The organism is Micromonospora chaiyaphumensis, assembly GCF_900091435.1.
GTDB lineage: Bacteria > Actinomycetota > Actinomycetes > Mycobacteriales > Micromonosporaceae > Micromonospora > Micromonospora chaiyaphumensis.
Window position 1 is genome coordinate 78004 of record NZ_FMCS01000017.1, and the last position, 22916, is coordinate 100919.

Below are 22916 nucleotides of genomic sequence, written 5' to 3' on the forward strand. Positions count from 1 at the left end.
GTGACTGGCTTCGGTAAGATCCGAAACCCATCGCCTGTGCGAGGGCCATGTCGCGGCTGTCGAAGCACGGCCAGTGGGTCGTCGCCGACGATCGGCAACGCGCTGGCCGGGCCGTCGCTGCGGAACAGGCATCCCCGTCGGCCACGGCGGGCCGTTCGAGACTCATTAGGTAACGGGGCTTGCCAGTCCCGCCATACCGGGGCAGCGCCTTGAGGGGGCATGTGCGTGAAGTCCTCGATCTGCTCGATGAGGTCGGATGTGTCGTCGGCGAGGCCGGCCCGGGTGACGGCCTCGTGTACGCGCTGCGCGGAATGCACGATGCCGTTCATTCGCTGCTCAGGGAACCGGCTCCACGACCGGCGCGAGTGCGTCGGTGGCGCCCGCGACGTCCCGCGATGCGACGCTGGCGGTCGCCAAGTCGGCCCGCGACTCGGCCTCGTCGCCGAACGCCCACGACGGGTTTGACCGGTCCTCGTGCGCGGCGGCCTCGTCGGTGTGACCGGGCAGCCAGGCGAGGGCGTCGGCACCGTAGTACAGCGTCCGCGCCGGCTGAACGTACAGATGCCGCCCGGCTCGTCGACGGCGTCGGGCTCGACGGTGTCCCAGGCGTCCTCGGCGGTGCGGATCCCGGCGACGGCGCGGTCGCCGTTCCTCAGCGCGGCGTACGCGCGGGCGGCGCTGACCGGAGCCACACCGGGGAACATCGTTGTGCACCACGACTTCGTACAACGTGATGAAGGCGCAAACCAGGACGTCTAGCTGCCCTCGTCCACTGATCACGATGACGTGGGCCGCCCGGACCTGGAAAGCCGCTGCGGTTGTTTCGACCGGTGGCGTAACTGAAGAGCCGTGCCTGAGTTAGCGGCAGGTGTACCCAATAATTGTCATTCCGTGGCCCGGCGTGCCTCACCGGGTGCCAGCAGCTGGCGGGGGAGTGCCGCGGTCCTGCTCCCGCCACCGACCGGCGGTGTCGGCGCGCAGCAGACGATCAACCATCTGCACGGCCTCCGGCTCCGAGTCGAACTCCCAGCGCAGCACCTTCCCGGACTCCGTGTCCCCAGCCCGGGCCATTACCGTCCAGCGCGTCTCGCGGACCAGCCACACGTCGCGCCGGGTCAGGCGCCCCCAGACACCGTTCCACCACCGCCGTACCACTTCCTGCACCCCGCGATCGTACATACGTTCGATCTGCCGGGTGGCTCGGATGGCGAGCGTGTCTCGCGCCCCTCGCGAAGGGTCATTCGCAGCGGTCCTCCGCGCCCCGGCCGTAGGGCTCGCAGCAGTCCTGGCGGTGTCGATACACCCGAAGATCACGCCCGCACCGTCGGGCAAACTCCGGCGTGATCTCGTACAAGCAGGCCTGCCACACGACGGTCTCCCCGCCGCCGGAGACCACCTGGCCGTCACCCGGCCCCCCGCGCAGCAGCACCTCCACACCTCCGACCGTAGGGGATCGGCGAGCGCCAGGCCCGAGCTCGACCGATCACCCCCGCCGCCTTGGACGGATCGAGAAGGAGGGGTCCCCGCAGCGTGACCTGCACGGCTGCGGGGACCGGGTGTCGGTGGCCTGCGGCTGGGGCTGCTCCACCTGCACGTGGCCGTGGCCAGCAGCCTCAGGGCGACCTCGTCGACCTGTTGAGGTTCGCCGCACCGCCAGCAGTTCGCCAGCCCGCGGCTTGGCGTTGTGGAGAACTTCGGCGCTGTGCAAAACGCCCTGATCATGGCCGGATGTGCTAGCACCCCCGCGACCAGCGGTTGTCTCGCAGGCTTCCTGACTGGCGCCGCCTGGCTCCAACCTCCCGGTCCACCCGACCGCTGTGGCAGCTACTCGTAATGGGCCGGCGAGTCTGGCCGAGGTGCACGGGTCACGGAGTAAGGGATCCTCCTTTGCTGGAGATCCACCACCGACCCGCCTGTGGCGCGTCGGGTTATTCGTTGTGGCGGATCTCCACCCCTGCCGGCCTCCGGTTCTTCGATCATGACGTGAAGGGGGGTGGGGGATGAGGGGCACTTGCGGCCGGAGTGGTGGGGCCTGGAGGTGATGCCAGCCGGTCCGCAGGGGAGTGCCGGGGAGGAGCCAGCGCTGCATCGGCCGGTCGCGCCGATGCTCGCGGCGCCGGTGGACGTCGTACCCGAGGGGCCCGGCCTGGTACACGAGCCGAAGTGGGACGGGTGGCGGGCGATCGCCTTCCGCGAGGCGGATGGGGTGTACCTGCAGTCGCGGGCCGGCCGGAACCTGACCCCCTACTTCCCGGACATCACCCGCGCGATCCGGGCGGCCATCCCACCGGGCGTCGTGCTCGACGGCGAACTGATCGTCTGGGAACGAGGCCGCACCAATTTCGCCCAACTGCAGCGGCGCGTCACCGCCGGCCGAGCCCTCCTACGCCTGGCCCGCGAGTGCCCCGCCCACTACGTGCTGTTCGACCTGCTCGCCGACGCCGACGGCAGAGCGATCCTGGACCTACCCCTGTCTCAGCGTCGGGCCCGGCTGGAGCAGCTGCTCGCCGTCGCGCCGGCGCAGCTGACCCTGACGCCACAGACGGCCGACATGCGGCAGGTGTCGGACTGGCTCCTGCACTGGACCGTCGCGGCGGGCATCGAAGGCGTGGTCAGCAAGCGGCTGGCCGGCCGGTACGAGCCCGGCCGCCGCGGCTGGTCAAAGTTCCGCACCCGCATCGTTACGAACGCCATCGTCGGCGGAGTCACCGGCAGCATCCGTAACCACGGAAACCGTACTGCTCGGTCGGCTCGACCGGCGGGGACGACTGCGCTACACCGGCCGCTCCCACCCGCTCACCACCGGCCAGGCCACGGAGCTGGCGGCGCTGCTCACACCACCGCGCCTTGCACGCCCCGGCACGATCGCCCACTCATGGCCGCAGCCGCTGCCCGCATCCTGGTCCGGCCAACTGGAGCGACCCGAACCCTTGCCGTATGTACAGGTGGACCCAGTCGTGGTGGCCGAGATCGACGCCGACGTCGCGTTCGAGCACCAACGGTGGCGCCACCGGGTCCGCTACGCGCGGACCCGACCGGACACGTCAATCTACGACGTGCCGCTACTCCTCGGCGAGGGCGACGACCCCTTCGGAATACCGGCTGGCTGAGGTGCACATCGGCGGCGACATCTTCAGGCGAGAGCCAGCCGTATGTGAATCTTGGATCTGGGCTTGCGAGAGTGACTATGGATCAGGCGACGTACCTGACGAGGCCGAGCGCGAAGAGCGTGAACGCCAGGGCCATTAGCGCCCAGCCCGGTGCAGCGCCGAACGTGCCCGTGAGCCGGCCGAGGTACCCGACTGCCAGCAACACGAGGAACAGCCCGACGCACAGGAACCACATCCGGGCATCTAGTGGCCGCTTCCACTACCTCTGCGCCTGAGCGGGTGGGCGATGGCCACCGCATAGACGCTTGCCAGCGCACCGAACGGGAGGAGGGCAACAGGCACTGGCCCAGCAAGCGGGACTCTACGCACATGAAAACGCTACTGGTTTAGCCATGTCACCGTTCCCTTCTCGGGGACACCTACGTGGAGTCTGCGGTTTAGTCGGTCGACCGGTGCGGGTACCTTCACGGCGAGCGTCGATGACCAGGAAACGAACGTCCTGCCAGCGAGGAGGACACCCTCAATCGGCCCGGCGTCTTCGTGAAGCACGGCCCGAACGACGGGCGCAACAGCGGAGTGCAGAGGCTGGTATCGCCGAAGAACGGTAAGCCCAAGGGCTAGGGAACTCGGCGGGACCTTGTGTTTGCTGCCAGCGTCACGGGCGGCCAGGAGATCGCGGCGGACCTGTGCGAGCGCATCGTTTTCCAGGATGCCAAACTTCAGGCACGCAGCCAGGTACGCCTGTTTCAGCAGGGCGATCGTGTATCGGTTGCGGTCCGGACGGCATGCCTCAAGATCCACTTCACCGGATGCCAGCATGGCGGCGATGTCGGGATGGCTGGAGCCATCGACCACCAGGACGAACTCTCCTTCTGGTGTTGTCCGAAAAAGGATGCGTCCGGCCCGACGCCGACCCCTGACGCCTTCTGACCGGAAGTAGGGGATCGTGATCGCATCCTCAATCCAGTCCACAAGATCGGCTTCCACGAAACTTCCGAGCCGGTTGTTGCACGGCGCGCACGTGCGCGTCATTACCCGGCCGCCCAGCCGCGCTGGTGGGACGTGCTCGTCATTTGTTGCAGGATCGCCGCATATGGGGCAGTCGTTAAAGAAGCGCGGGTTTAGCGTCTCGATCAGCGTGATCGCTGCCGATTCTGCGGTGTCTGGCGGTCGGATCGCCATATCGAGGCTTCGGCCGCTGGGAAGCAGAACAGACATCGACTCAGGTGCCGTTCTCCGCATCTGGGAAGGCTACTCCCTCATCCTTGTCGGTGCTGCTCAACTCTTCCGGCAGCGAGGGCCGCCCGCTTCCGCCCTGGCTAGTCCCGCCCGATACTAGGGATTGGCCTGCCCCTGCCGATCGACGATCTCGTACAACTCCTGGATGGCCCGGATCACCGAGGCGGCCAGCAGTACCGCCACCACGGCGTTGCCAGGGGTGTAGTGCTTGAGGTCGGCTTGGTGGACGGTGACGTGCCGGCTCAACTCTGTAGGGGCCGGTGTGCCGGAGCTCGGATACCAGGTGGTGTAGAAGACGCCGATCGGAGCGAGGGCGGCCCGCAGCCGTAGCTGGCTGATGGTCACCCGCTCCGGGTCAAACGACACCTGCTGCTTGACCGCCTTGTAGCCGCCCAGCGCTCGGGCCACCACGGTCTCCGTGGCTACCACAGCCAGTGCCTGCGCGGCCTCCTGGTGTCCGGCGCCGAACGCGTCGATGGCCTTGGCAACCAACGGCAGTTGCCCGGCCAGCCGGGGGTGGGTGACGGCGGTGAGGACCTCCCGGCAATCCTCCACCACCTCGGTCGTGCGTGCCAGCAGAATCTGAATCCGCGCGTCCCGGTCGGGGGCGGCCAGCATCTCCTCCACGATCTCGCGTCGGGGCACCCACACAATCGGCAGCCCTTCGTCTTGGAAGACCGTGACCACCTGCTTGTGATCTATGCCGGTCGGCCAGTTCGGGGGCATCCACTCCCGAATCTGTTCGAAGAGCGGGGCCATGGTCTGTCGCAGGTCCGGGAATATCAGGCCGCGGAAATGCGCGGACATATCCGGGGTCCACTTGACGTCCACCTTGGGCACGAGGCCGGCCAAGCTGCGCCGGATTTGCTCATCTAAGAAGCTCAGGTTGGGAGCGAAAAAGTTGAACCGGGGAAACGGGTTGCCAGCCGGGTTGTGGCTTACTGGGATCCTGACCCCACCCGACTCCTCGTCGCCAGGGTCCTCGAAGTCATCGAAGTCGTTGTCAGGGGTTTCGTCGGGGGGCACGTCAGGCACGGCGGTTCTCCTGTATGAGCGGGTGGTGTCGGCGGCGGCCCGCCTCGGCTCGTGGCCAACAGGCAGCCCGCTGACTGCAGCGCCGACAAGGGACGGACGATCACTCAGGGCAAGTGTGCCATCACGAGACCACAGTGAGCGGCCAGCAGTTGCCAAGCTGGGGGATGCCGAGCCGAAGCTGACGGCGGACCTCTATCCACACCGACATTCAAGCTAGGGGTCGCCATCAAGGTCCCTGGATCGTCCGGCCGGCGGTGTGAGGATCTTGGGGTCCGGCACCCGCCCTTCGTCGTTGCTCGACCGATCGGAGCGCGAAGCGACTCCTTGCCTGTTGACCACGTTGACGGGCGGGGCTACTGCCGGAGGACGGCCGCCCTGTTAGGAACTCATTGAATCGGCTGATCCCGGCGGGTAGCCGATCCTTCGACTGGCCGACCCTGTCCCGATCGCCCCTTTGCGCTACGGGCTGGTGAATCGAGCGACGACCGGCGCGTGATCCGGCACAACGACCGCTTCCCGGCTGCGGGTGGAGGCGCCGATGGAGGTGATGTCGTCGACGAGCGAGTCGATGCTGACCAGGCGCAGCTGGAGGTCGCGGGTGGCCAGGATGTGGTCGATGAGTTCGCCGCGGCCTTGGTAGATGCGGGAGTAGGCGCGGGCTGGCGGTAGGCGTCGTCCGAGGTTGTACAGCCGGACCGCGTCGCCCTTGTCCGGGCGGTCGACGTCCCCGTCCGCGGGGCCCTCGAGCAGCACCGTGGTGACGGCGTCCGGTCCGTCGTTGAGGTCGCCGCACAGGATCGTCGGCATGCCCGGCTGCCCGTCGACGGCGGCTGCGGCAAGGACGTCGTTGAGGTGCACGCGCAGCGCGACGGCCTCGGCGGTGCGGCGGAGCAGGGCGTAGCCGGCGCCGCGGGCGCGTTCGTCTTCGGTGCGGGGGTAGCGCCGCCCGCCGGGGTAGGTGAGCAGCTTGCTCTTGAGGTGGGCGGTCAGCAGCCGTAACCCGGGGCCGCCGCAGTCGACGTGCACCTGGACCGCGCCGCGGCCCAGGTGTGTGAGGGTCCCGCCGTCAACGTCGGGGACCGCAGGCAGCCCTGCCTGCGGCAGCGCGACGATCTGCGCTTCCTCGGTGAGGGCGTGGCGGGCGAGGACAGCCACGCGGATGCCGCGGCTGTCCGGGTGGGAGGACACGATCGCCTGCCAGGGCTCGCCGAGGGCTGCCCGGAGGTCTTCGGCCGCTGTCGGGGAGCCGATCTCCTGGAGGGCGACCACGTCGGCGCCCGTGCCCGAGATGAGTCCGGCGAGATAGGCGAGCTTCGCGGCGTACGTTTCTGCCGCCGACGTGTCGGTGTTGTCGGGTCGGAACAGGTTCTCCACGTTCCACGTCATGACGATCAGGTCGTTGGCCACCGTCGCTCCAAGCGTGCGCTACCAGCTGAGAGTCGCACTGTAAGACGCCGCTGCAGCCGCGGGCGCCGCCCCGTCGCCATGTCGACACGCACCAACCAGCCAGCAGTAACAGACACGCCCGCCCGGCCACCGGTGCCGGCGCAAGGAGGCTGGTCCGGGCCAGTATTCGCAGAAGCCTCTTTCCCTCTTCACAAAGGCGACCTTCGATGGACATGATCGGCCGAGATGGTCGCTGTTCATCGCGCTGCCGAGGAGGCCTTCATGCCCGTCACCCGACCGTCCCCCCGAACCTCACTACGGCGGCGAGCCTTTACCGCCCTAGCCACAGTGGCCCTGGCCGGCGCCTACCTACTCGCCGTCGACGCTGCGCCAGCCCTCGCCACACCTCCCGGCATCCCGTCCAAGGCGACCGCCCAGTCGCAGCTCAACGCTCTCACCGTCAAGTCCGAGGGCTCGACGAGCGGGTACTCCCGGGACCTGTTCCCCCACTGGATCACCATCAGCGGCACCTGCAACACCCGCGAGACCGTCCTCAAGCGCGACGGCACCTCCGTCGTCACCGACAGCAGCTGCGCCGCCGTGTCCGGCCGCTGGTACAGCCCATACGACGGCGCGACCTGGACCGCCGCCGCCGACGTCGACATCGACCACGTCGTGCCCCTCGCCGAGGCATGGCGCTCAGGTGCCAACGGATGGACCACCAGCCGGCGGCAGAGCTTCGCCAACGACCTCAGCCACCCGCAGCTGATCGCCGTCACCGACAACGTCAACCAGGCCAAGGGCGACCAGGACCCCTCCACCTGGCAGCCGCCCCTGTCGTCCTACCGGTGCACCTACAGCAAAATGTGGATCACCGTGAAGTACACCTGGGGTCTGGCCCTGCAGTCGTCGGAGAAGTCCGCCCTGCAGAGCATGCTGAACACCTGCAGCTCCTGACGCCCCAGGGAGTCCGCGCACTCATAGCCCCGAGGTTGCCGCCGGGCGGCCTGCGACTGGAAAGCACGTGCGGGCTTCCGAGGCGAGGAGGCATATGGCCGGATGCCAGTGACGTGGTCAACGGGCGGCGAATTCAACCCCAGGCTTGCCGCCTCATCCGCCACCCGCCGCCGACTGCGACGACAGTCGCGGCGGGCGAGCCAGGTGGCCGCGCCGTCCGCACGGGTGAGTGGCGGCCGTTCAATAGCCTTGGATCTATAGCAGAAGGGTGGCGTGGCCTCACGGGGATCTCGCGGATGGACATATGGAGCCGTGGACCGTGGCGCTGGTGGATCAATGGCTCAGCTGGGTGCACGACCGACACGGCGAGTTCGACTGCCGCGACAGCCTAACTTGACAGTTTCCCGCGCCTCAGAGACCGAAGGTGAGTTAAGCCTCGTCCTCGCGGGCACCGATGCCGGACACTTATAGAATTCCCGCAGTGGAAGGCAGCAACGGTAGCGAGTAGGTGAATTCCTTGCCGCCGCGCTCGGCAATTCCTCGCTCGCGTATGAGTGCTCGAGCTGCAACGAGTCGCTTAAGTCGGTTGTTGGCGTTGGGCGCGGAGATGCTGAGTTGTTCGGCAAGGTCGGTCGCGGTGAATCGATGGAGTTCTGCGGCAACTTCGAAGGTCTGGTCCAGGACTTCCGAGGCGGCGATGAGCGTTATGTGGCCGTGGTCCACCTCGGCAGCGAATAATTCCCGACGTTCGAGGCAAACAGCTACCGTCTCTTGGTTCTCCTCGTTGAGTCCAGTCAGCAGGACGGTTGTTGGTGGCCTGTCGTTCGCCGCGAGCGCCGAATAATATCGGCCAAGAAATTCGTCAGCGAAGCTGATCGTCATCGCCTTGACGACGGTGAAGTCAATGACGACGTGCGTGGCAGCGCCGAAGGAGATGCGATCTTCCAGATCGCGGAGGGCTGTCCTAGCGACGCCTCGGGTCGCGAGGAAGTCTCCGTGCGCGCTGACGGCGTAGGTGAGCGGTGCGGCGGGTTCCCGTTTCACGTGACTGATTGAAACACGCCACGGACTGTTACGGAACCCGGACGCGTAGCCACGCCCAGGTTCCGCTGATCGGGGTGCCGACTGTCTCGCAGGTCACCGTACGGTTCCGCCGCACAACGACGCTGGCGATGGCGTCGCCGCTGCGAAGGATCAGGCGGCCGACGCCGTCGCGGCGGGCCTGCTCGCGAAGATCCGTGAGCCCGTGTCCGCGGCCTTCCAGGGCACCGGTCACGCCGTACCGCAACGCGAGGTCGAGCGCGGTTTTGTGATCAGCGACCTTTTCGTAGAGGGAGTTGGTCCGAAGGTGTTCAAGGACGCCCACGCCGGTGTCGCAGATGGCGAACTCAAAGCCGGCTCGCCGGCTGGTGGCTCCACTGTAGAGCTGAGCGGCCGCGAACGCTCCGAGAGGACTCTCGCCGTGGGTGGTGGCATTGTCGATGAGTTCTCCGATGCTCCTGAACGCCGCGCTGGCGGCACGGGGGTGCAGTTGGTCCTCCGTCATCCGGCCGAGCGTGGCAGCGACCTCGTTGCCGTTGGCGGGCGACACCGCCGTGACCTCGAGTAGTCGCTGGGAGCAGTCGTTGCGCCGCTGGGTGGCGAGCGCTCCCGTGATCGTGGCGATGGGCTCGATGTACTCGACGACGTTCATGCGCTGGATGTAGGAAGCGACGTCGTCGCTCTCGGGCATGAGGAACGTGACGTCGGCACCGCCATGGGCGGCGGTCGTCGCCAGCGTGACCATGGCGGCCAGCTCCAGGGGGCCGGCGAACTGTAGTCGTCGGGCGTCGAGCACGACGGCCCGGTCGGCGGCGCGGTCGTGCACCGACAGCTCGGCTCGCAGGAAGGGGTGCCGCCCGGACAGCTCGATCCGCACAGGTCCAGCATCCCAGGCCGCGGTGCCGACCGCCGCGCTGCCCCGCCCGGCCGGCCGCTGAGAAGATTGACACGCCTTCGATCATCGGTTTAACTGAGCCCGATGAAACCGCGCGGGGCGCGGACGGCGGGGCGGACGCCCCACGAGGAAACGGAGAGCTACGTTCATGACCACGGAGATCGAGGAGAAGAAGCCGCACCCGGGCGGCCCGCTCATTACGGTGACGGTGTTCGCGCCGCGCTCGCCGGAGCCCAAGACGTTCCAGTTCCGGCGCAACGACACCGTGGGTGAGGCCGCGCGGCAGGTCGCCGACGCCTTCGGCTACCAGGCCGGCAACCCGTCGCTGGCCACCGACGACCAGGTGGTGCTCGACCGGGACAAGACCCTGGCAGGCGCGCAGGTGCGCGACGGCGACCAGCTGCACCTGGTTGATGTTGGCGGCGGGGTCTGACGTGATCCCCACGGTTGTCACACGCACCGTGATCGCCTCGGAGCTTCCGGCGGCGCAAGCCTGGGCGGCCCGCCGCCCAGGCTGGACCGTGGACCTCAACGGGGACGCGGAGCCGCTGCTCATCGTCGGCGCCGTACACCCCGGCTCCGGCGCCCTGGTACGGATCACGGCGGATCTGTCCGGGTACCCCGCGGTCCCGCCGGCGTGGCGCTTCACCGATTCCGCCGGCGGATCGGCGGCACCATTCCCACAGCCTGGCGGTAGCCCCGTCGTGCCGGGCTCCATCTTCCACCCGAACCGGTTGATCTGCGCCCCGTGGAACCGCCTGGCATACGCCGAGCACGGCGGACCCCACCCCGACTGGGGTGCGTTGACCAACTGGAAGACGGCCGGCGCCGGCTACACCAAGGCCGACACCCTGGCGGACATGCTCAGCCAGATCCACCTGCACCTGACCCTGAGCCCGGGGATGAGCTGATGGCCGTGCACCGCCGTACCCCGCTACCCACCGGTCCGGCCAGCGGCCGGCTGCTCGTCGCCGAGCACGTCCTCGCCCCCACCCGCGCGGCGCTACAAGCCAGCAGCGGCGACCATCGCTCCCACGAGGGCCTGGTTTTCTGGATCGGCCGCAACGTCGGCGCCGACACCCTGGTGATCGCCGTCGCCGCCCCGCCCACCAAGCACCACCCAGGTGGCGTGTTCGTCGCCGAACAGGCCGTGGCCTCGACGTCGCGGGCCGCCCGCGCGGTCGGGCTCGGGCTCGTCGCGCAGGTCCACAGCCACCCCGGCCGCGACACCCGCCACTCCGACGGCGACGACCAGCTGATCCTGATGCCGTACGAGGGCATGTTCTCCCTCGTCGTCGCCGACTACGGCCAGGGCAGCCTCCTGCCCGCCCACGGCGCCGGGCTGCACCAGTACCAGCACGACCGGTGGGTTCTCGTTGCCGGCGACGCCCTCGTCGTCGTGCCCGCCCTTCTCGGAATCGGAGCGCACCGATGAGCAACCGCCGCGACGCCTTCTACGACGAACGGGACCGCCGCACCCGACAGTACGGCGGCCGCGACAAAGCCCTGGAACGGCCGGTGCGGATCATCGTCGGTGACGATGTCGCCACCACCCCGGCCGGCCAGCAGGCGACCCTCGCACTGATCAACCTTGCCGCCCGCGTCCACCGCCACATCGATGTGCACATCCCCGCCACCCGGCTGCTCGTGCCCACCCTCGTCCCAGCGAATGACCTGCATGCCGCCGCCGTCGCCACCGCACTCGCGATCAACCCCGTCCTCGAGTTGACCACCTCGGCGACGCTCGCCCCAATCGACGGATCCCTCGCCATCGGGCTCGGCCGGGACGTCCCCAAGGACCTTGATCTCTACCTCGACTGGGCCGGGGGGCGGGGGCACATCAACTCAGCCCCCCTCGCCGGGTCTCCAGACCCCGTCTCGGTGTTCGGGGCGGCCACCGCAGCGGTGCTCGGTGCGGCTGGACTGTTTCGCCTCGTCCACGCTCAGCCCATACGCGCGACCCGGTTCAACCCGATCGAACTCACTGCCGACGACCGGGCGGGCACCGACGACCGATCCGGCCCGATCGACGTGGGAACCGTCCTGGTCATCGGCGCCGGCGCCGTCGCCTCCGCCCTGGCCTACTGGGCCCGCCAGCTCGGCACCGACGGCACCGGATGGGACATCGTCGACGCCGACATCGTCGAGCTGCACAACATCAACCGGTGCATGACCATGACCGCCGCCCACGCCGGCTGGCCCGACGGCACACCGATCGAAACGCCAGCGCACAAGGCCGACGCCACCGCCTGGGCCCTCGGCGGGACGCCCCACCATCAGTGGTATGACCAGTGGCAGCCCCAGCACGACGCCCAGCGCCACGACGTCGTCCTCACCCTGGCCAACGCCCGCGGCGTACGCGCCCTGGCCGCGCAACGCGGCGAACCGCTACTCCTGCATGCCACCACCTCGGCGAACTGGACGGCAGAACTGCACCGCCACCTGCCCGACCGCGACGACTGTCCCGCATGCCGCCTGCCAGACACGTCCAAGCCGAAGATGGCCTGTGCCACCGGGCCAACCATCCCCACCGAGCCCGACAGCCCCGACGCCGCCCTGCCGTTCCTTTCTGCAGCCGCCGGCCTCATGCTGGCCGCCACCCTCAGCGACATCCCTGGCGCCGCAGCGCTGCACGGACGAATCAACCACTGGCAGCTCGACCTCACCCTCGACGCGCCGCCGCTGCAACCCCGTCAGCACCCGCCGCGCGACGGCTGCACCCACCAACTTCCCGCCCCGCTGCGACAAGCGGTACACACTGCCCAGGCATGCCGGTGGGACCACCTCGACGATGTGAACCAGCGAGCGGATGCCCACGGAGAGTTGTAGGCGACGAGTTGGTCGATTTCCTCGGCCCGAGTTGTTCGCCCGTTCGCCAGAAGACCAACAGGCCAGCCTGGTTCGCGGTTACCAATCCTGCAGGGTGTGGGTGGTCTCGACCCGCGCGATGAGCAGCGCCGGCGGCGCGATCTCTTCGGCGAGCGCGGTGTCGCCGACGTCCGTGGGCCTGACCCAGGTCCGGCCACGTCGGCCGGCGTACCTCTTCTCGATCTGGACCAGGCCGGCGTTCTCCAGCACGGCGAGGTGCTGGAAGAGAGAATTCGCCCTGCAGAGCCTGCTCAACACCTGCGCCCCCGGACCTTGCCCCCGGCTGATCCAGCAGCCGTGCGCGGCGGCACGCGGGCGGCCAGGCCCGGTGCGAAAGGTTGGCCGCCTGCGGTCCCCGCACGTCCCCGGCGTCCGTGACCGCTGGTCACGGTGGCGGAAGGACGTTGCCCTCGCGGGCCCACGTCTGGCTGCCGTCGAGCCAGACGACCGCCGGCTCGCCCTCGCCGTGCAACTGGCCCTGCCCATCGACCCGCAGGGACGTGGGGTGCTCGCTTATGACCGCGACGTCGGCGAATGGCCACCATGGCCCTGCGGCCAGCGCCACCTCCCTGCATCCTTCCCAGGCGGGATCGGGAGTGGTTTCGAGTAGCTGCTGGTAGGTGTCGATGGTGGCTAGGAGGAGCCAGTCGGGGTAGAAGTTCCAGGCTGGGTCGAAGAACCAGTCCCGCGGGTTCAGGCAGTAGCGGACGACGGCGTGTCCCTCGTCGTCCTGGTCGACGATGCTGCTCCCGGTGTCCCAGTACCTGGCGGGCAGCAGGGTGTAGCTGGCGGTGATGTTGCGGTCGATGCTCGCCCAGATCGGCGAGTGCACCAGGTCGTACACCTGCCGCACCGCGTGCAGCACCGGCGCGAGAGTGGCGCCTTCGAGTTCGGTGACCGGGTTGCAGCGGTAGGGGTACTCCATGAGGTCGTAGCGGGCTTCGACGCCGTCGTAGCGCTGTTCGCCGTAGTAGCCCGTCCACTCCATGAACTGGTGGAAGTCCCCGTGGGCGGTGAACCGGTCGAGCTTGCTGGTCTGCTCCCAGATCGGCGCCCGCGCGGCGGCGAGGGAGCGGTTGAGGTTGTCGCGCCGGATCGACGTGATCAGCGACGTGTGCCCGTCGTCGATGACGCGGTGCAGCTGTTCCATGGCGGCAGGAGGAGAGGGGCACCAGAGGAATCGGGAGGGTTCGGGGTGCCCTGCCGCCTGGTAGGCCAGACGGACGGCGGCCTCGGCCCGCGCGTGATCGGCGGGTTCGCAGGACAGCGCGGCCTGTGTCCACCTGTTGGCGACGGCTTGTGCTTGTGCGGACATCGGGCTGGTGGGTGGCTTCATGATTTCCTCCGATGAGGATCGTGTGGACAGGTTGATATCGACGGTGGGCTATCGGGTCAAGTCGTGGGCGGCCCCGCATTGTTCGGGTCAGGCTCGGTCGGCCGCTGTGCATCTACGCTGGCGGCTTCCGGCGGTCCGCCCATGGGCCCCCGGTTTGATGGCTGTGAGTAGTTCGCGGGTGACGTGAATGTGATCCTCATGTTTGACTGACGTCTATGGGTACGGGGGAGGCGCGCCTGGCGGTCGACTGCGGTAGCGCCAGCACTGTGGCGGTGCTGGCGTGGCCGGACGGCACGTGGCTGCCGCTGATGTTTGACGGTGAACCAGCCCTGCCGAGTGCCGTGCTGGTCGGCGGGGACGGCGACGTGCTGACCGGCCACCAGGCATGGCAGGCCGCCGCCGCGGATCCGCAGCGGTTCATCCCTGCCCCACGGCGGTCACCCGAGCAGCAGCTCGCCGTTGCCGGCGCGGATGTCGACACCTTGGACCTGGTCGCCGCGACGCTACGTCGGGTCGCCGCCGAGGCGCAGCGGGCAGTCGGGTCGGTGGTGGAGGACGTGCGGCTGGTGGTGCCGGCCGGCTGGGGGCCGCGGCGGCGGACGTGGATGCGCCACGCCGCGCACCGGGCGGGCCTGCCCCAACCCCGCCTGATCGAAGCCCCCGTGGCCGTTGCCGGACATTTGCTGGCGACCGGGGTCCAGCTGCCGGTGGGGTCGTACATCGTGGTGTGCGACGTCGGCGCCGGCGCCGAGGTCAGCGTCCTGCGGCGCGGGCCGGCTGGGTTCGAGGTCCTCGCTACCCTCGCCGACGCCAGCGCGGGTGGGACAGCGATCGACGAAACCCTCACCGCCATGTTCGCCGACACCAGCCCGGCAGGTGGCGACGGGCAGCGGTGGGCCCTGCTGGCCAGCGTCGGCGCCGCGAAGCATGCCCTGGCCGACCGTGTCGCGGTGACGGTGCCGCTGCCCCAGGGCCAGGCCGCGGTGCTCAACACCGACCTCCTCGAGCAAGCCGCTCATCCTGTCCTGCAGCGCGTCGCTCAGCTGGCGATCGAGGCGATCGCCGCCGCCGAGATCGCGGTCAACGACCTTGCCGGTGTCTACTGCGTCGGCGGTGTCGCCCGGATGCACCTGCTGGAGAAGGTCCTCACCGAGACCGTCGGTGTCACCCCGACGGTGGTGGCGGACCCCGCCACGGCGGCCGTCCGGGGAGCCGCCGACGCAGGCGCCGCCGACGCCACAGCAGCCGCAGAGCTGCCGGCGGAGGAGCCGGTGCCACCCCTGCGACGGGCCGCTGCGATCGCGGTACCCGGCTTTATGTCGCTCGGCCTGATCTCCCAGTTCCTGCTGACTCCCGAATGGAACGGAAGCTACCTCTACAAGTGGGCGCTGCTGAACTGGGGTGAACTGGCCGTGGCCGCCGTGTTCGCGGTGATCGCCAGCCTCGGCGCCGGTACCGTCCTCGCCTCCACGATCGCCGCCCGCACCAGCCCGGCGGTGAGCCCTGGCTCCCAGACCGGCACGGGCATCCTGGCGTCGGCGTCCCTCGGCGTCGCGGTCAGCGGCATGTACGCCGTCGTCGGTAGCCTCTACATCGGCGACCCCGCAGGCGGATTCCTGCGCTGGGCGCTGCTGCCGATCGCCCCGATCGTTGCCGCGGCCGCGGTAATGGCCCTCGTCGCCGCCCGACAGTGGCGCATCCCCCAAGGCGGCTGGTCGCAGCTACTGGCGTTCCCGACCGGCTCCGTGGTCACCGCCGGGCTGGGGATGATGCTCATCCAGTACTCCCTGACCGCGGACCGCTGGCCCCACATGGTCCTGTGGATCGACCTCGCCAGTCGCCTCGGCGGCCTGCTCCTCGGTGTCGGAACCGTCATGGCCGTCGTCTCCCAGCCCATCCTGCGGCTGATCCTCGGCGCACCCCTCGCCGTCATCACCGCCGCGCTGGTCGGCTGGCCCGCCTCCGGAATCCTCGGGGCGATCTACGCGATCGCCGTGGCCGCATGGTGGCTGCGCCAGCTGTGGACCCGCCTCCTTCGCCCCGCGACGCCCGCAGCTCGATGAGCGGCGGGCCGAGGCGCGGACAACCGCGCCCAGCAGAGGTCAGCTCCTGCAGGAGGTGGGTGAGGTGAGGTGGCCGCGAAGGGTCACATCCCTTGCCTTCGCTCTGCTTCTTCTGGGTATGCCGCCGTGGCTGCTGGCGAGGTTCGTCGGCCCGCCGCTGCACAGCTGGCCAACCCTGCAGCAGCTCCGCCTCTGGGCCGCGCAACCCCTCACCACCCAGACGCTGACCGCCGGGCTGACGGTCTTCGCATGGCTGCTCTGGCTGCTCGTGGCATACGCGGTCATCGTCACCGCCGCACGGCGTCTGCGTGCCGGCGCCCGCTGGCTGCGGCGCCTGCCGCTGCCGACACCCCTGCAAGCCACCGCCACCGGCATGGCCGGCGCCGCCGCCCTGACCGCCGCGGCCAACACCACCGCGACGGCCCCGCCCGTCCAGCCCATCGCTGTCTCCGCCGGCACACTCCACCACGACGCTGTTGACGCGCACCCGGCACCCGAGGTCCACGCGGGGGAGGGCGTCACCATCCCGGGCGGCTGGCTGCCCCAGAAGACGGCCGACCAGGTGGCCGCCGCGGCCACACTTGTGTGGCTGAGGCGCCGACGCAGCTACCAGCCCGGCCTGCGGGAGTCTCCGGACCAGGACGACCCGGACCTGGCACCGCTGCCGGCCGCCGTCACCGCCGTCCAGGCAGCCGTCTGCGTCCCCGACCAGGACTCCAGCGAACGGTCGCCCGACGAGCAGCCCCGGGCTACCGCGCCGCCGTCAATCGCCGCGTTACCTGCGACGGGCGTCGCCTTCGGCGGCGGCGGTGCGGCCGACGCCGCCAGGGGAGTGCTGGTCACCGCGCTGCTTGCGGCGTTGCGCGATCCGCCCGACGCCATCCGCGTGGTCATCACCCGGTCCGCCCTGACCACGCTGCTTGCGCCGGCCGCCACCGCAGTCTGCGACGGCATCCCCGCCCTCCGGGTCACCGAGACGGCGGCCCACGCCGTTGAGCTGATCGACTCCCTCGCGTCGCCCACACCTGACACGGCTGGCCCGTCGCCGCCGACGCACGAGGAGGCTTCGCGGCTGGTGCTGATCACCGAGCCGCCGCCGGGGCCTGCCGCCGACCGGTTGGCGGCCCTGCTCGGCGCCGGCCGAGCAACCGCGGTCGTCCTCGGCGCATGGCCGCTCGGCGCCACGTGGAGCGTCGACCAGCACGGCCGGACCGTGAATGCGCGGCTGCCGGGTCAGGCGGGGCCCCGGCTGTGCGTCCTGGACCGGGTTGCCGCGATGGACCTGCTCACCGTCATCGCCCCGCCCACACCAAGCCGCGCACCGCACGCAGGCACCGCCCCTCGCACAGCCGTTCCCGAACAGCGACGTCAGCCGCCCGAGGTCCGGATTCCCCGCCAAGCCGGCGAGGACCGCACGCCCCAGCCCACCCCGCCCGTTGCCGCGCAGCCGCCGGTCGAGCTGCGGGTCCTCGGCCAGCCCACGCTGCTCATCGACGGCCGGGCCGTGACCATCCGCCGCAGCGCCGCCGTGCAGATCCTGACCTTCCTCGCCGTCCACCGCCACGGCGCCACCACCGCACAACTCGTGCAGGCAATCTGGCCCGGCCTGGCCGCCCACACCGTCACCAACCGCCTCTACACCACCCTCAGCGTGCTACGCGCCGCCATCCGCGCCGCCTCGGATCTCTCGATCATCGACCACACCGACGACCGCTATCGCCTGCGCAGTGAGCACCTTGAGGTCGACCTGTGGCGGCTGCACACCGCCGCCCACCACGCCGCCACCACCCTCACCGACCCCGCCCGCGCGTGGCAGGCCGTGATCGACGCCTACACCGGCGACCTCGCCGCCGGCCACACCTGGCCCTGGATCGACCAGCCCCGGGAAGGCGCCCGCCGGCTCGTCCTCGACGCCTACGCCGCCGCCGCGTCGACCCAACACGATCCCCGCCGCGCCGTGGAGTTCCTGCAGGCCGGGATCCGCGTCGACCCCTACAACGAGAACCTCCACCAGCGGGCCATCGACATCCTCACCACGCTGGGAGACCACGCCGCCGCACAACGGCTGCGCGACGCCCACCGTCACCGGCTCAGCATCGCCGGGCTGCACCCCAGCGACACCCTCGGCCAGCCCCGCGAACACAGCAACGCCTCCGCCGGCGACTAGCGAACCCCTCCGAACGTCGAAGCGCGGCAGCGCGAGCCACCCGTTGCGGCGCGACCGTTTGCAGGGGCCGTGACTGGTTGACCTGCGGTTGTAAGGGCGTGTGAGGTTTTGTAAGGCGCTGTCAGCCGTCGCACCGGTGCACCGCCATCGCCACGGCCATAGCGTCAGATCATTCCCAGCCCACCGCCATCCGCAGCCCTCGTTCGCGGCGCGCTCGCCGCTGCATCCGGGGCAAGCGGCGGCGTGGCAGCCAGCGACGCGAGGAGGTCAGGTGAGGTCCAGAGCAGCGAACGCCGCGGCCGCCGCCACATCCATCATGTCCACCCTTGTCGTTGCCGCGATCCTCATCGCAAGCGGCGTGTGGCATCCTCGGCTACCGTCGCCGGCGGCGCTCCGGCAGTGGATTCACCAACCGTTGACGACCGACTTCGTCATCCTCCTGGCCGAAGCAGGCGCCGTGATGCTGTGGCTGCTCCTGGCAACCACCGTCCTGACCCGCGCCTACACGACGCTGGCTCGCCGCCTGCGCTGGCTGCCCGCACTACACCTACCCGGCCCCGTCCAAGGCCTCACCGCCGCACTGCTCGGCGCCACCGCCGTCACCACCGCCACCGCGGGCACCCCCGCCCACCCCGCCCCCGCAACCGGAACCACGCACGACAGCGACGCGCAGACTCCGCAAGCTTCGACCACCGCCCCAGCGACCCGCCAGGTGAGCAGCAGTCAACAGCTGATTCTCATGCCGGCCGACCGTACCTCCACCCACACCGTCAGGCGAGGGGACACCCTCTCCAAGATCGCCGCTGAGCGGCTCGGCGACGCCGACCGCTGGCCCGAAATCTTCGCCCTCAACCGCGGCACCCACTTCACCCACACCGGCGGCACCCTGCGCAACCCGAACGTCATCTACCCCGGCTGGACCCTCACCCTGCCCGACGGCGCCACCCCACCGACCAAAACGAACCGACCCCGCACCGAATCGCCACCGCCGGCCCCGGATGAACCGGACCTCGCCACCCCTGCCCCCGCCCCGACAACCACCGCGCCGCCCTCGACACCGCACCCGGCACCACCCACGGCAACCAATCCCACAATCGAGCCGAGCCACGCGCCGACACCCACCACCGCCGGCACCTGCGCCAGCGCAGACAACACCACGAGCACGCCTACCTCCGGACCGACCGCGGACCGTGGACCCCGCCCCAGCAGCCCCGACCGGGGCGTGGTGCTGCCCAGCGGCAGCTGGATAAGCCTGGGCCTCGCCCTGGCCATCACCACCGCCGCCGCCCTCGTCTGGGCGCACCGCCAGCGCCGCTACACCGCGGGCAAGCCCTCCACCACGCCGCGCTGGGAAACGCAAACTCTCGCCCCCTTGCCCCGGCTGATTGGGCAGATCCGCCGCGCGCTGCGCCAAACCGCCACCATGCCGGGCGAAACGGGCCAACACAACGAGCCGGCGGACGCTGCAGTCGGCGATCCCGACGGCACCAGCACCCTGGGCAAGACCAATTCGAGCAGTCAACAAGCGACGTCACGCGATCCTTCGGCCACCGCCTCACACGCCACCTCCGCACTGACCAGCAGCAGCCACGGCTTCGACCCGGTCATGCCGGCGCCTGCGCCGCTGACGGTATGGCCTCCCGCCGGACTGGGCCTGACCGGACCCGGCGCAGACGCCGCCGCCCGAGGCTTCCTCACCGCCGCCCTCGCCACCGACACCGACGAACATCCCCACGCGCGCACCCACGTCGTGATACCGGCAGCGACTGCGGCGACCCTGCTCGGCGCCACCACAGGCACCGTGCCCCGCACACCCCGGCTGAGGATCACCCCCACCCTCGACGACGCGCTGGACCTCCTCGAAGCCCTGGCGCTGCACCGCACCCGACTGCTCGACCAACACGAGACCGCCACCGTCGCCGACCTACGCGCGGACCCCTACGAAGAACCCCTCCCACCGGTCATGCTCCTCACCCACCCCCCGGACCGGCGCGAGCACCCCCGCGTCGCCGCCCTCCTCACCCAAGGGCAACGCCTGGACATCCACGGCGTGCTCCTCGGCCCCTGGTCCGACGGCACCACCGTCACCGTCAACGAGGACGGCACCACCACACCCGCCGACCCCGACCACGCCTCCCACCGCGCCGACATCGGCCGGCTCACCGTCCTCGAACCCACCGAGACCCTCGATCTGCTCGCCGTGCTGGCCGAGGCCCACACCGGCGAGGCCCCCTCCCCAGCCCCCACCGAGCCCACGCCCACTACACCGCGCACAGGCGCACAGCCCGACCCGCGAACAGCGCCGGCGCACCAACATCAGCTAGCAACGACGCCGGCCAACACACCCCTACACGGCGCTCACCACGAGATCCAGGCGCTCGACACGGGCCACGCTGACGCCCTCGACCAACCCCTCGCCACCAGCACGCCGGCGACCAGCTCCACCCCACCAGCCCCCGAAACCGGCACCGTCACCACGGTCGCTGTCACCGTGCTCGGTGCTCCCGCCCTCGCCCACGCGAACCCGCAGCGCAGCCTGCGCGCCAAATCCCTCGAACTGCTCGTATACCTGGCCGCACGCGACGGCACCGCCACCACCGAAGCGATCCTCGACGACCTGCTGCCCGACGCACCCGCAAGCAAAGCCACCCACCGGCTGCACACCTACGTCTCCGACCTGCGCAGCGTCCTGCGCCACCACGGCGGACCCGGCACCTACCTCACCCACCCCCGCCACCGCTACGAGCTCAACCCCGACCGTCTCGACGTGGACCTGTGGCGGATGCGCGCCGCCCTCCGCGCCGCCAACACCGCCACCAGCAAAGCCGAACGCATCGCGGCGCTGCGCCGCGCCGTCGACACCTACCGCGCACCACTCGCCGACGGCTGCGACTACGAGTGGATCGAGCCCCACCGGGAAGCCGTGCGGCAACAAGCCCTCGACGCGGCCGTCGCCCTCACCGAGGAACTCGACGGCCAACCAGCCGAGCAGCTAGCCGTCGTCGACGCCGCCATCGGCCAGCACCCCTACGCCGAGCAGCTGTACCAGGTCGCCATGCGCGCCCGCGCGCACCTCGGCGACATCGACGGCGTGCGGGCCCTACGCCGAACCGTGACACGGCAGCTCGCCGAAATCGACGCCGAGCCCAGCGACGACACCCTCACACTGGCCGACCAACTCATCACCAAGCTGCGCCCCGCCGGCCGAGAAGGTCGGGCCGCAGCGCAGGGAGCACGCTCGTGAGCCCGCTGACCAGCCCCACCACCCATACCGCGGACAACTCGACAAGCGAGGCCGCGACTGATGTGGCTGTGGTGCACCTGAAGCGGCTGCGATGGGCAGTACGGGCAACCCTCACCCTCGGAGTCGCCGCATCGGTCGCCGCGAACGTGCTGCACGCCCGACCGAACCCGATCAGCCAGATCATCGCCGCGTGGCCGCCGCTGGCGCTGCTGCTCACCGTCGAGCTGATCTCCCGCGTCCCGCACCACCGCCGCTCCCTCGGCATCATCCGCATCGCCGCCACCAGCGTTATCGCCGCCATCGCCACCTGGGTCTCGTACTGGCACCTCGTCGGGGTCGCCGCCCGCTACGGCGAGGCCGGCGCAGGGGCCGCCTACCTGCTGCCCATCTCCGTTGACGGCCTGGTCATCGTCGCCAGCGTCAGCCTCGTCGAGCTCACCGCCCGGATCCGCGCGGGACAACCCGAACAGCACCCCCAGCCCCCTGTGGCCGCCCCACCCAGCCCTGCGTCCACCACACGCATGCCGCACGCCGCGTCAGCGGGCCGCCGAGACGAGGGCACTGCAGACCCGTCATCCGGCGCGAGGGCATTAGCCGATCCGGTCCCGTGCCCTGACCCGCCGCAGCGTCGCCCACAACATGACGCCGGCGACGGTGAGCGCCGGCCGAGGCGCCACCTGGTCGACGTCGCCAAGCCACCCTCGGCCAACGCGCCGGCGCAGCAGCCGCCCGCCACCAGCACCGCGAACGGCGAGCCGGCGGTGAACGGCGACCAGCTGGTGCCGTCGGAGACGGCCGCCGCCGTTGCCCACTGGCACCGGCGGGAGCCCCACCTGCATCCGGCCGAGATCGCGGCGCGTATCGGACGCTCGGAACGCACCGTGCGCCGCTACTGGCCGCCACGTCCGCAGACACCACCGGCAGCCAACGCGAACCACGCCGGTGAGCTCACCGAAGGGGCCCGCACCTAGCAACCGCGACCGCTTCCACGACCCACGGAACTCCGGGGGAAGAGATGTCGGCGTACGGGTTCCGGTGCAGAGTCGGGTAGGCCAGACGTGCAAGGTCGGGGCGCGAAGCATTCGGGACGCTGCGACGGCGGCCGGCCCCACGTCCGCTACTCACGATGAGTAATCGGTGGACGTGAGCTGGCGCCCGGAGAGCGGCAGATCAGTACCCAGCCCGCGCGGTTTCTGGATTTTGCCGCGCTTGTGGGAGTTTATGTGGCGTCTTCTTGTTCTGGTCTTTCTACCTGGTCGAGTAGAGCGGTCAATGCCTGCAACGATTGTTCGTCGAGGATGGCGGTGACTACGTCGGAAAATCTGTGTTCGCCGAGTTTCGCGCGGAGGTCACGGAGTCGGGCGATATCGAAACTGGCTTGGGGAACGCCGATTCCGAGCCGTATCGCGAGGGCCTGGCAGTGGAAGGTTACTGCCTCGGCGATGTCGCCCGTTTCGGTACGCAGGGTTCCGAGCTGGCTGATTGAGGTGGCCGTGCCGGCCCGGTTGCCCAGCTCCTCGTCGATGGTCAGCGATTGCTGGTAGCGGCGTTCGGCCTCGGCGTAGTCGCCCCGGT

Annotated in this window: 21 protein-coding genes and 1 pseudogene; 11 read left to right on the forward strand and 11 right to left on the reverse strand. The window is 70.0% G+C overall.

Annotated features, from left to right (window positions below; genetic code table 11):
* Positions 1-906 precede the first annotated feature (906 nt).
* Both GA0070214_RS30745 and GA0070214_RS30750 read right to left on the reverse strand, forming a co-directional pair.
* The gene (locus GA0070214_RS30745; protein ID WP_244167923.1) at positions 907-1164 is read right to left on the reverse strand and encodes a hypothetical protein; all 258 of its coding nucleotides are present in this window, start codon (positions 1162-1164) and stop codon (positions 907-909) included.
* A 73-nt stretch (positions 1165-1237) separates the two neighbouring features.
* Complete coding sequence (locus GA0070214_RS30750; RefSeq protein ID WP_091270033.1) at positions 1238-1435, reverse strand: hypothetical protein; 198 nt, start codon at positions 1433-1435, stop codon at positions 1238-1240.
* Positions 1436-2104: 669 nt separating this feature from the next.
* Here GA0070214_RS30750 and GA0070214_RS32680 point away from each other — a divergent pair.
* Positions 2105-2608: pseudogene (locus GA0070214_RS32680) on the forward strand (ATP-dependent DNA ligase); the annotation flags it as partial.
* A gap of 337 nt (positions 2609-2945) precedes the next feature.
* Positions 2946-3110, forward strand: a complete 165-nt coding sequence (locus GA0070214_RS32685) for a hypothetical protein (RefSeq protein WP_244167926.1) — start codon at positions 2946-2948, stop codon at positions 3108-3110.
* Between the two features lie 82 nt (positions 3111-3192).
* Here GA0070214_RS32685 and GA0070214_RS32045 read toward each other — a convergent pair whose 3' ends face one another.
* From GA0070214_RS32045 to GA0070214_RS30770, 4 genes are all read right to left on the reverse strand, one after another.
* Complete coding sequence (locus tag GA0070214_RS32045; protein ID WP_167364366.1) at positions 3193-3345, reverse strand: hypothetical protein; 153 nt, start codon at positions 3343-3345, stop codon at positions 3193-3195.
* 143 nt (positions 3346-3488) lie between these two features.
* Positions 3489-4352, reverse strand: coding sequence for an HNH endonuclease (locus GA0070214_RS30760; protein WP_091270034.1), 864 nt, complete (start codon positions 4350-4352; stop codon positions 3489-3491).
* Between the two features lie 93 nt (positions 4353-4445).
* Positions 4446-5384 carry a hypothetical protein gene (locus GA0070214_RS30765; RefSeq protein ID WP_244167924.1) on the reverse strand — a complete coding sequence of 313 codons (939 nt, stop codon included), beginning with the start codon at positions 5382-5384 and terminating at the stop codon, positions 4446-4448.
* Between the two features lie 459 nt (positions 5385-5843).
* The gene (locus GA0070214_RS30770) at positions 5844-6791 is read right to left on the reverse strand and encodes an endonuclease/exonuclease/phosphatase family protein (RefSeq protein ID WP_091270035.1); all 948 of its coding nucleotides are present in this window, start codon (positions 6789-6791) and stop codon (positions 5844-5846) included.
* A 261-nt stretch (positions 6792-7052) separates the two neighbouring features.
* Between GA0070214_RS30770 and GA0070214_RS30775 the strand changes: the two genes are divergently transcribed.
* Positions 7053-7727, forward strand: coding sequence for an HNH endonuclease family protein (locus GA0070214_RS30775; RefSeq protein WP_091270036.1), 675 nt, complete (start codon positions 7053-7055; stop codon positions 7725-7727).
* Between the two features lie 465 nt (positions 7728-8192).
* Here the strand turns inward: GA0070214_RS30775 and GA0070214_RS31640 are convergent, their stop codons facing one another.
* Entirely contained in the window at positions 8193-8771 is a 579-nt protein-coding gene (locus GA0070214_RS31640) for a hypothetical protein (RefSeq protein ID WP_139141946.1), read from the reverse strand.
* Between the two features lie 28 nt (positions 8772-8799).
* Positions 8800-9645, reverse strand: a complete 846-nt coding sequence (locus GA0070214_RS30780; protein ID WP_091270037.1) for a hypothetical protein — start codon at positions 9643-9645, stop codon at positions 8800-8802.
* Positions 9646-9811: 166 nt separating this feature from the next.
* On the opposite strand from GA0070214_RS30780, the gene GA0070214_RS30785 reads away from it, so the two are divergent.
* From GA0070214_RS30785 to GA0070214_RS30800, 4 genes are all read left to right on the forward strand, one after another.
* Positions 9812-10096 carry a ubiquitin family protein gene (locus GA0070214_RS30785; protein ID WP_091270038.1) on the forward strand — a complete coding sequence of 95 codons (285 nt, stop codon included), beginning with the start codon at positions 9812-9814 and terminating at the stop codon, positions 10094-10096.
* Positions 10097-10367: 271 nt separating this feature from the next.
* Positions 10368-10574 carry a hypothetical protein gene (locus GA0070214_RS32175; protein WP_208602964.1) on the forward strand — a complete coding sequence of 69 codons (207 nt, stop codon included), beginning with the start codon at positions 10368-10370 and terminating at the stop codon, positions 10572-10574.
* Positions 10574-11098, forward strand: a complete 525-nt coding sequence (locus tag GA0070214_RS30795; protein WP_091270039.1) for a Mov34/MPN/PAD-1 family protein — start codon at positions 10574-10576, stop codon at positions 11096-11098. The genes GA0070214_RS32175 and GA0070214_RS30795 overlap by 1 nt, the downstream gene beginning before the upstream one ends.
* A complete protein-coding gene (locus GA0070214_RS30800; protein ID WP_091270040.1) occupies positions 11095-12492 on the forward strand; it encodes a ThiF family adenylyltransferase in 1398 nt (465 codons plus the stop codon). Before GA0070214_RS30795 ends, GA0070214_RS30800 begins: the two co-directional genes overlap by 4 nt.
* A gap of 78 nt (positions 12493-12570) precedes the next feature.
* On the opposite strand, the gene GA0070214_RS30805 is transcribed toward GA0070214_RS30800, so the two are convergent.
* On the reverse strand, positions 12571-12786 hold the full coding sequence (locus GA0070214_RS30805; protein ID WP_167364367.1) for a hypothetical protein: 216 nt from the start codon (positions 12784-12786) through the stop codon (positions 12571-12573).
* Positions 12787-12916: 130 nt separating this feature from the next.
* On the reverse strand, positions 12917-13681 hold the full coding sequence (locus GA0070214_RS30810) for a DUF6745 domain-containing protein (protein WP_091270042.1): 765 nt from the start codon (positions 13679-13681) through the stop codon (positions 12917-12919).
* Between the two features lie 401 nt (positions 13682-14082).
* Here GA0070214_RS30810 and GA0070214_RS30815 point away from each other — a divergent pair, with 401 nt between their 5' ends.
* The 4 genes from GA0070214_RS30815 (at position 14083) to GA0070214_RS30830 (ending at position 22312) form a co-directional block, all read left to right on the forward strand.
* Positions 14083-15930, forward strand: a complete 1848-nt coding sequence (locus tag GA0070214_RS30815) for an Hsp70 family protein (RefSeq protein ID WP_091270043.1) — start codon at positions 14083-14085, stop codon at positions 15928-15930.
* A 118-nt stretch (positions 15931-16048) separates the two neighbouring features.
* A complete protein-coding gene (locus GA0070214_RS30820; protein ID WP_091270044.1) occupies positions 16049-18097 on the forward strand; it encodes an AfsR/SARP family transcriptional regulator in 2049 nt (682 codons plus the stop codon).
* A 271-nt stretch (positions 18098-18368) separates the two neighbouring features.
* Entirely contained in the window at positions 18369-21341 is a 2973-nt protein-coding gene (locus tag GA0070214_RS30825; protein WP_244167925.1) for an AfsR/SARP family transcriptional regulator, read from the forward strand.
* Complete coding sequence (locus GA0070214_RS30830) at positions 21338-22312, forward strand: DUF2637 domain-containing protein (protein ID WP_377462393.1); 975 nt, start codon at positions 21338-21340, stop codon at positions 22310-22312. The genes GA0070214_RS30825 and GA0070214_RS30830 overlap by 4 nt, the downstream gene beginning before the upstream one ends.
* Before the next feature lie 248 nt (positions 22313-22560).
* On the opposite strand, the gene GA0070214_RS30835 is transcribed toward GA0070214_RS30830, so the two are convergent.
* Positions 22561-22916, reverse strand: a 356-nt coding sequence (locus tag GA0070214_RS30835) for a tetratricopeptide repeat protein (protein WP_139141948.1), incomplete at its 5' end; no start/stop codon positions are given.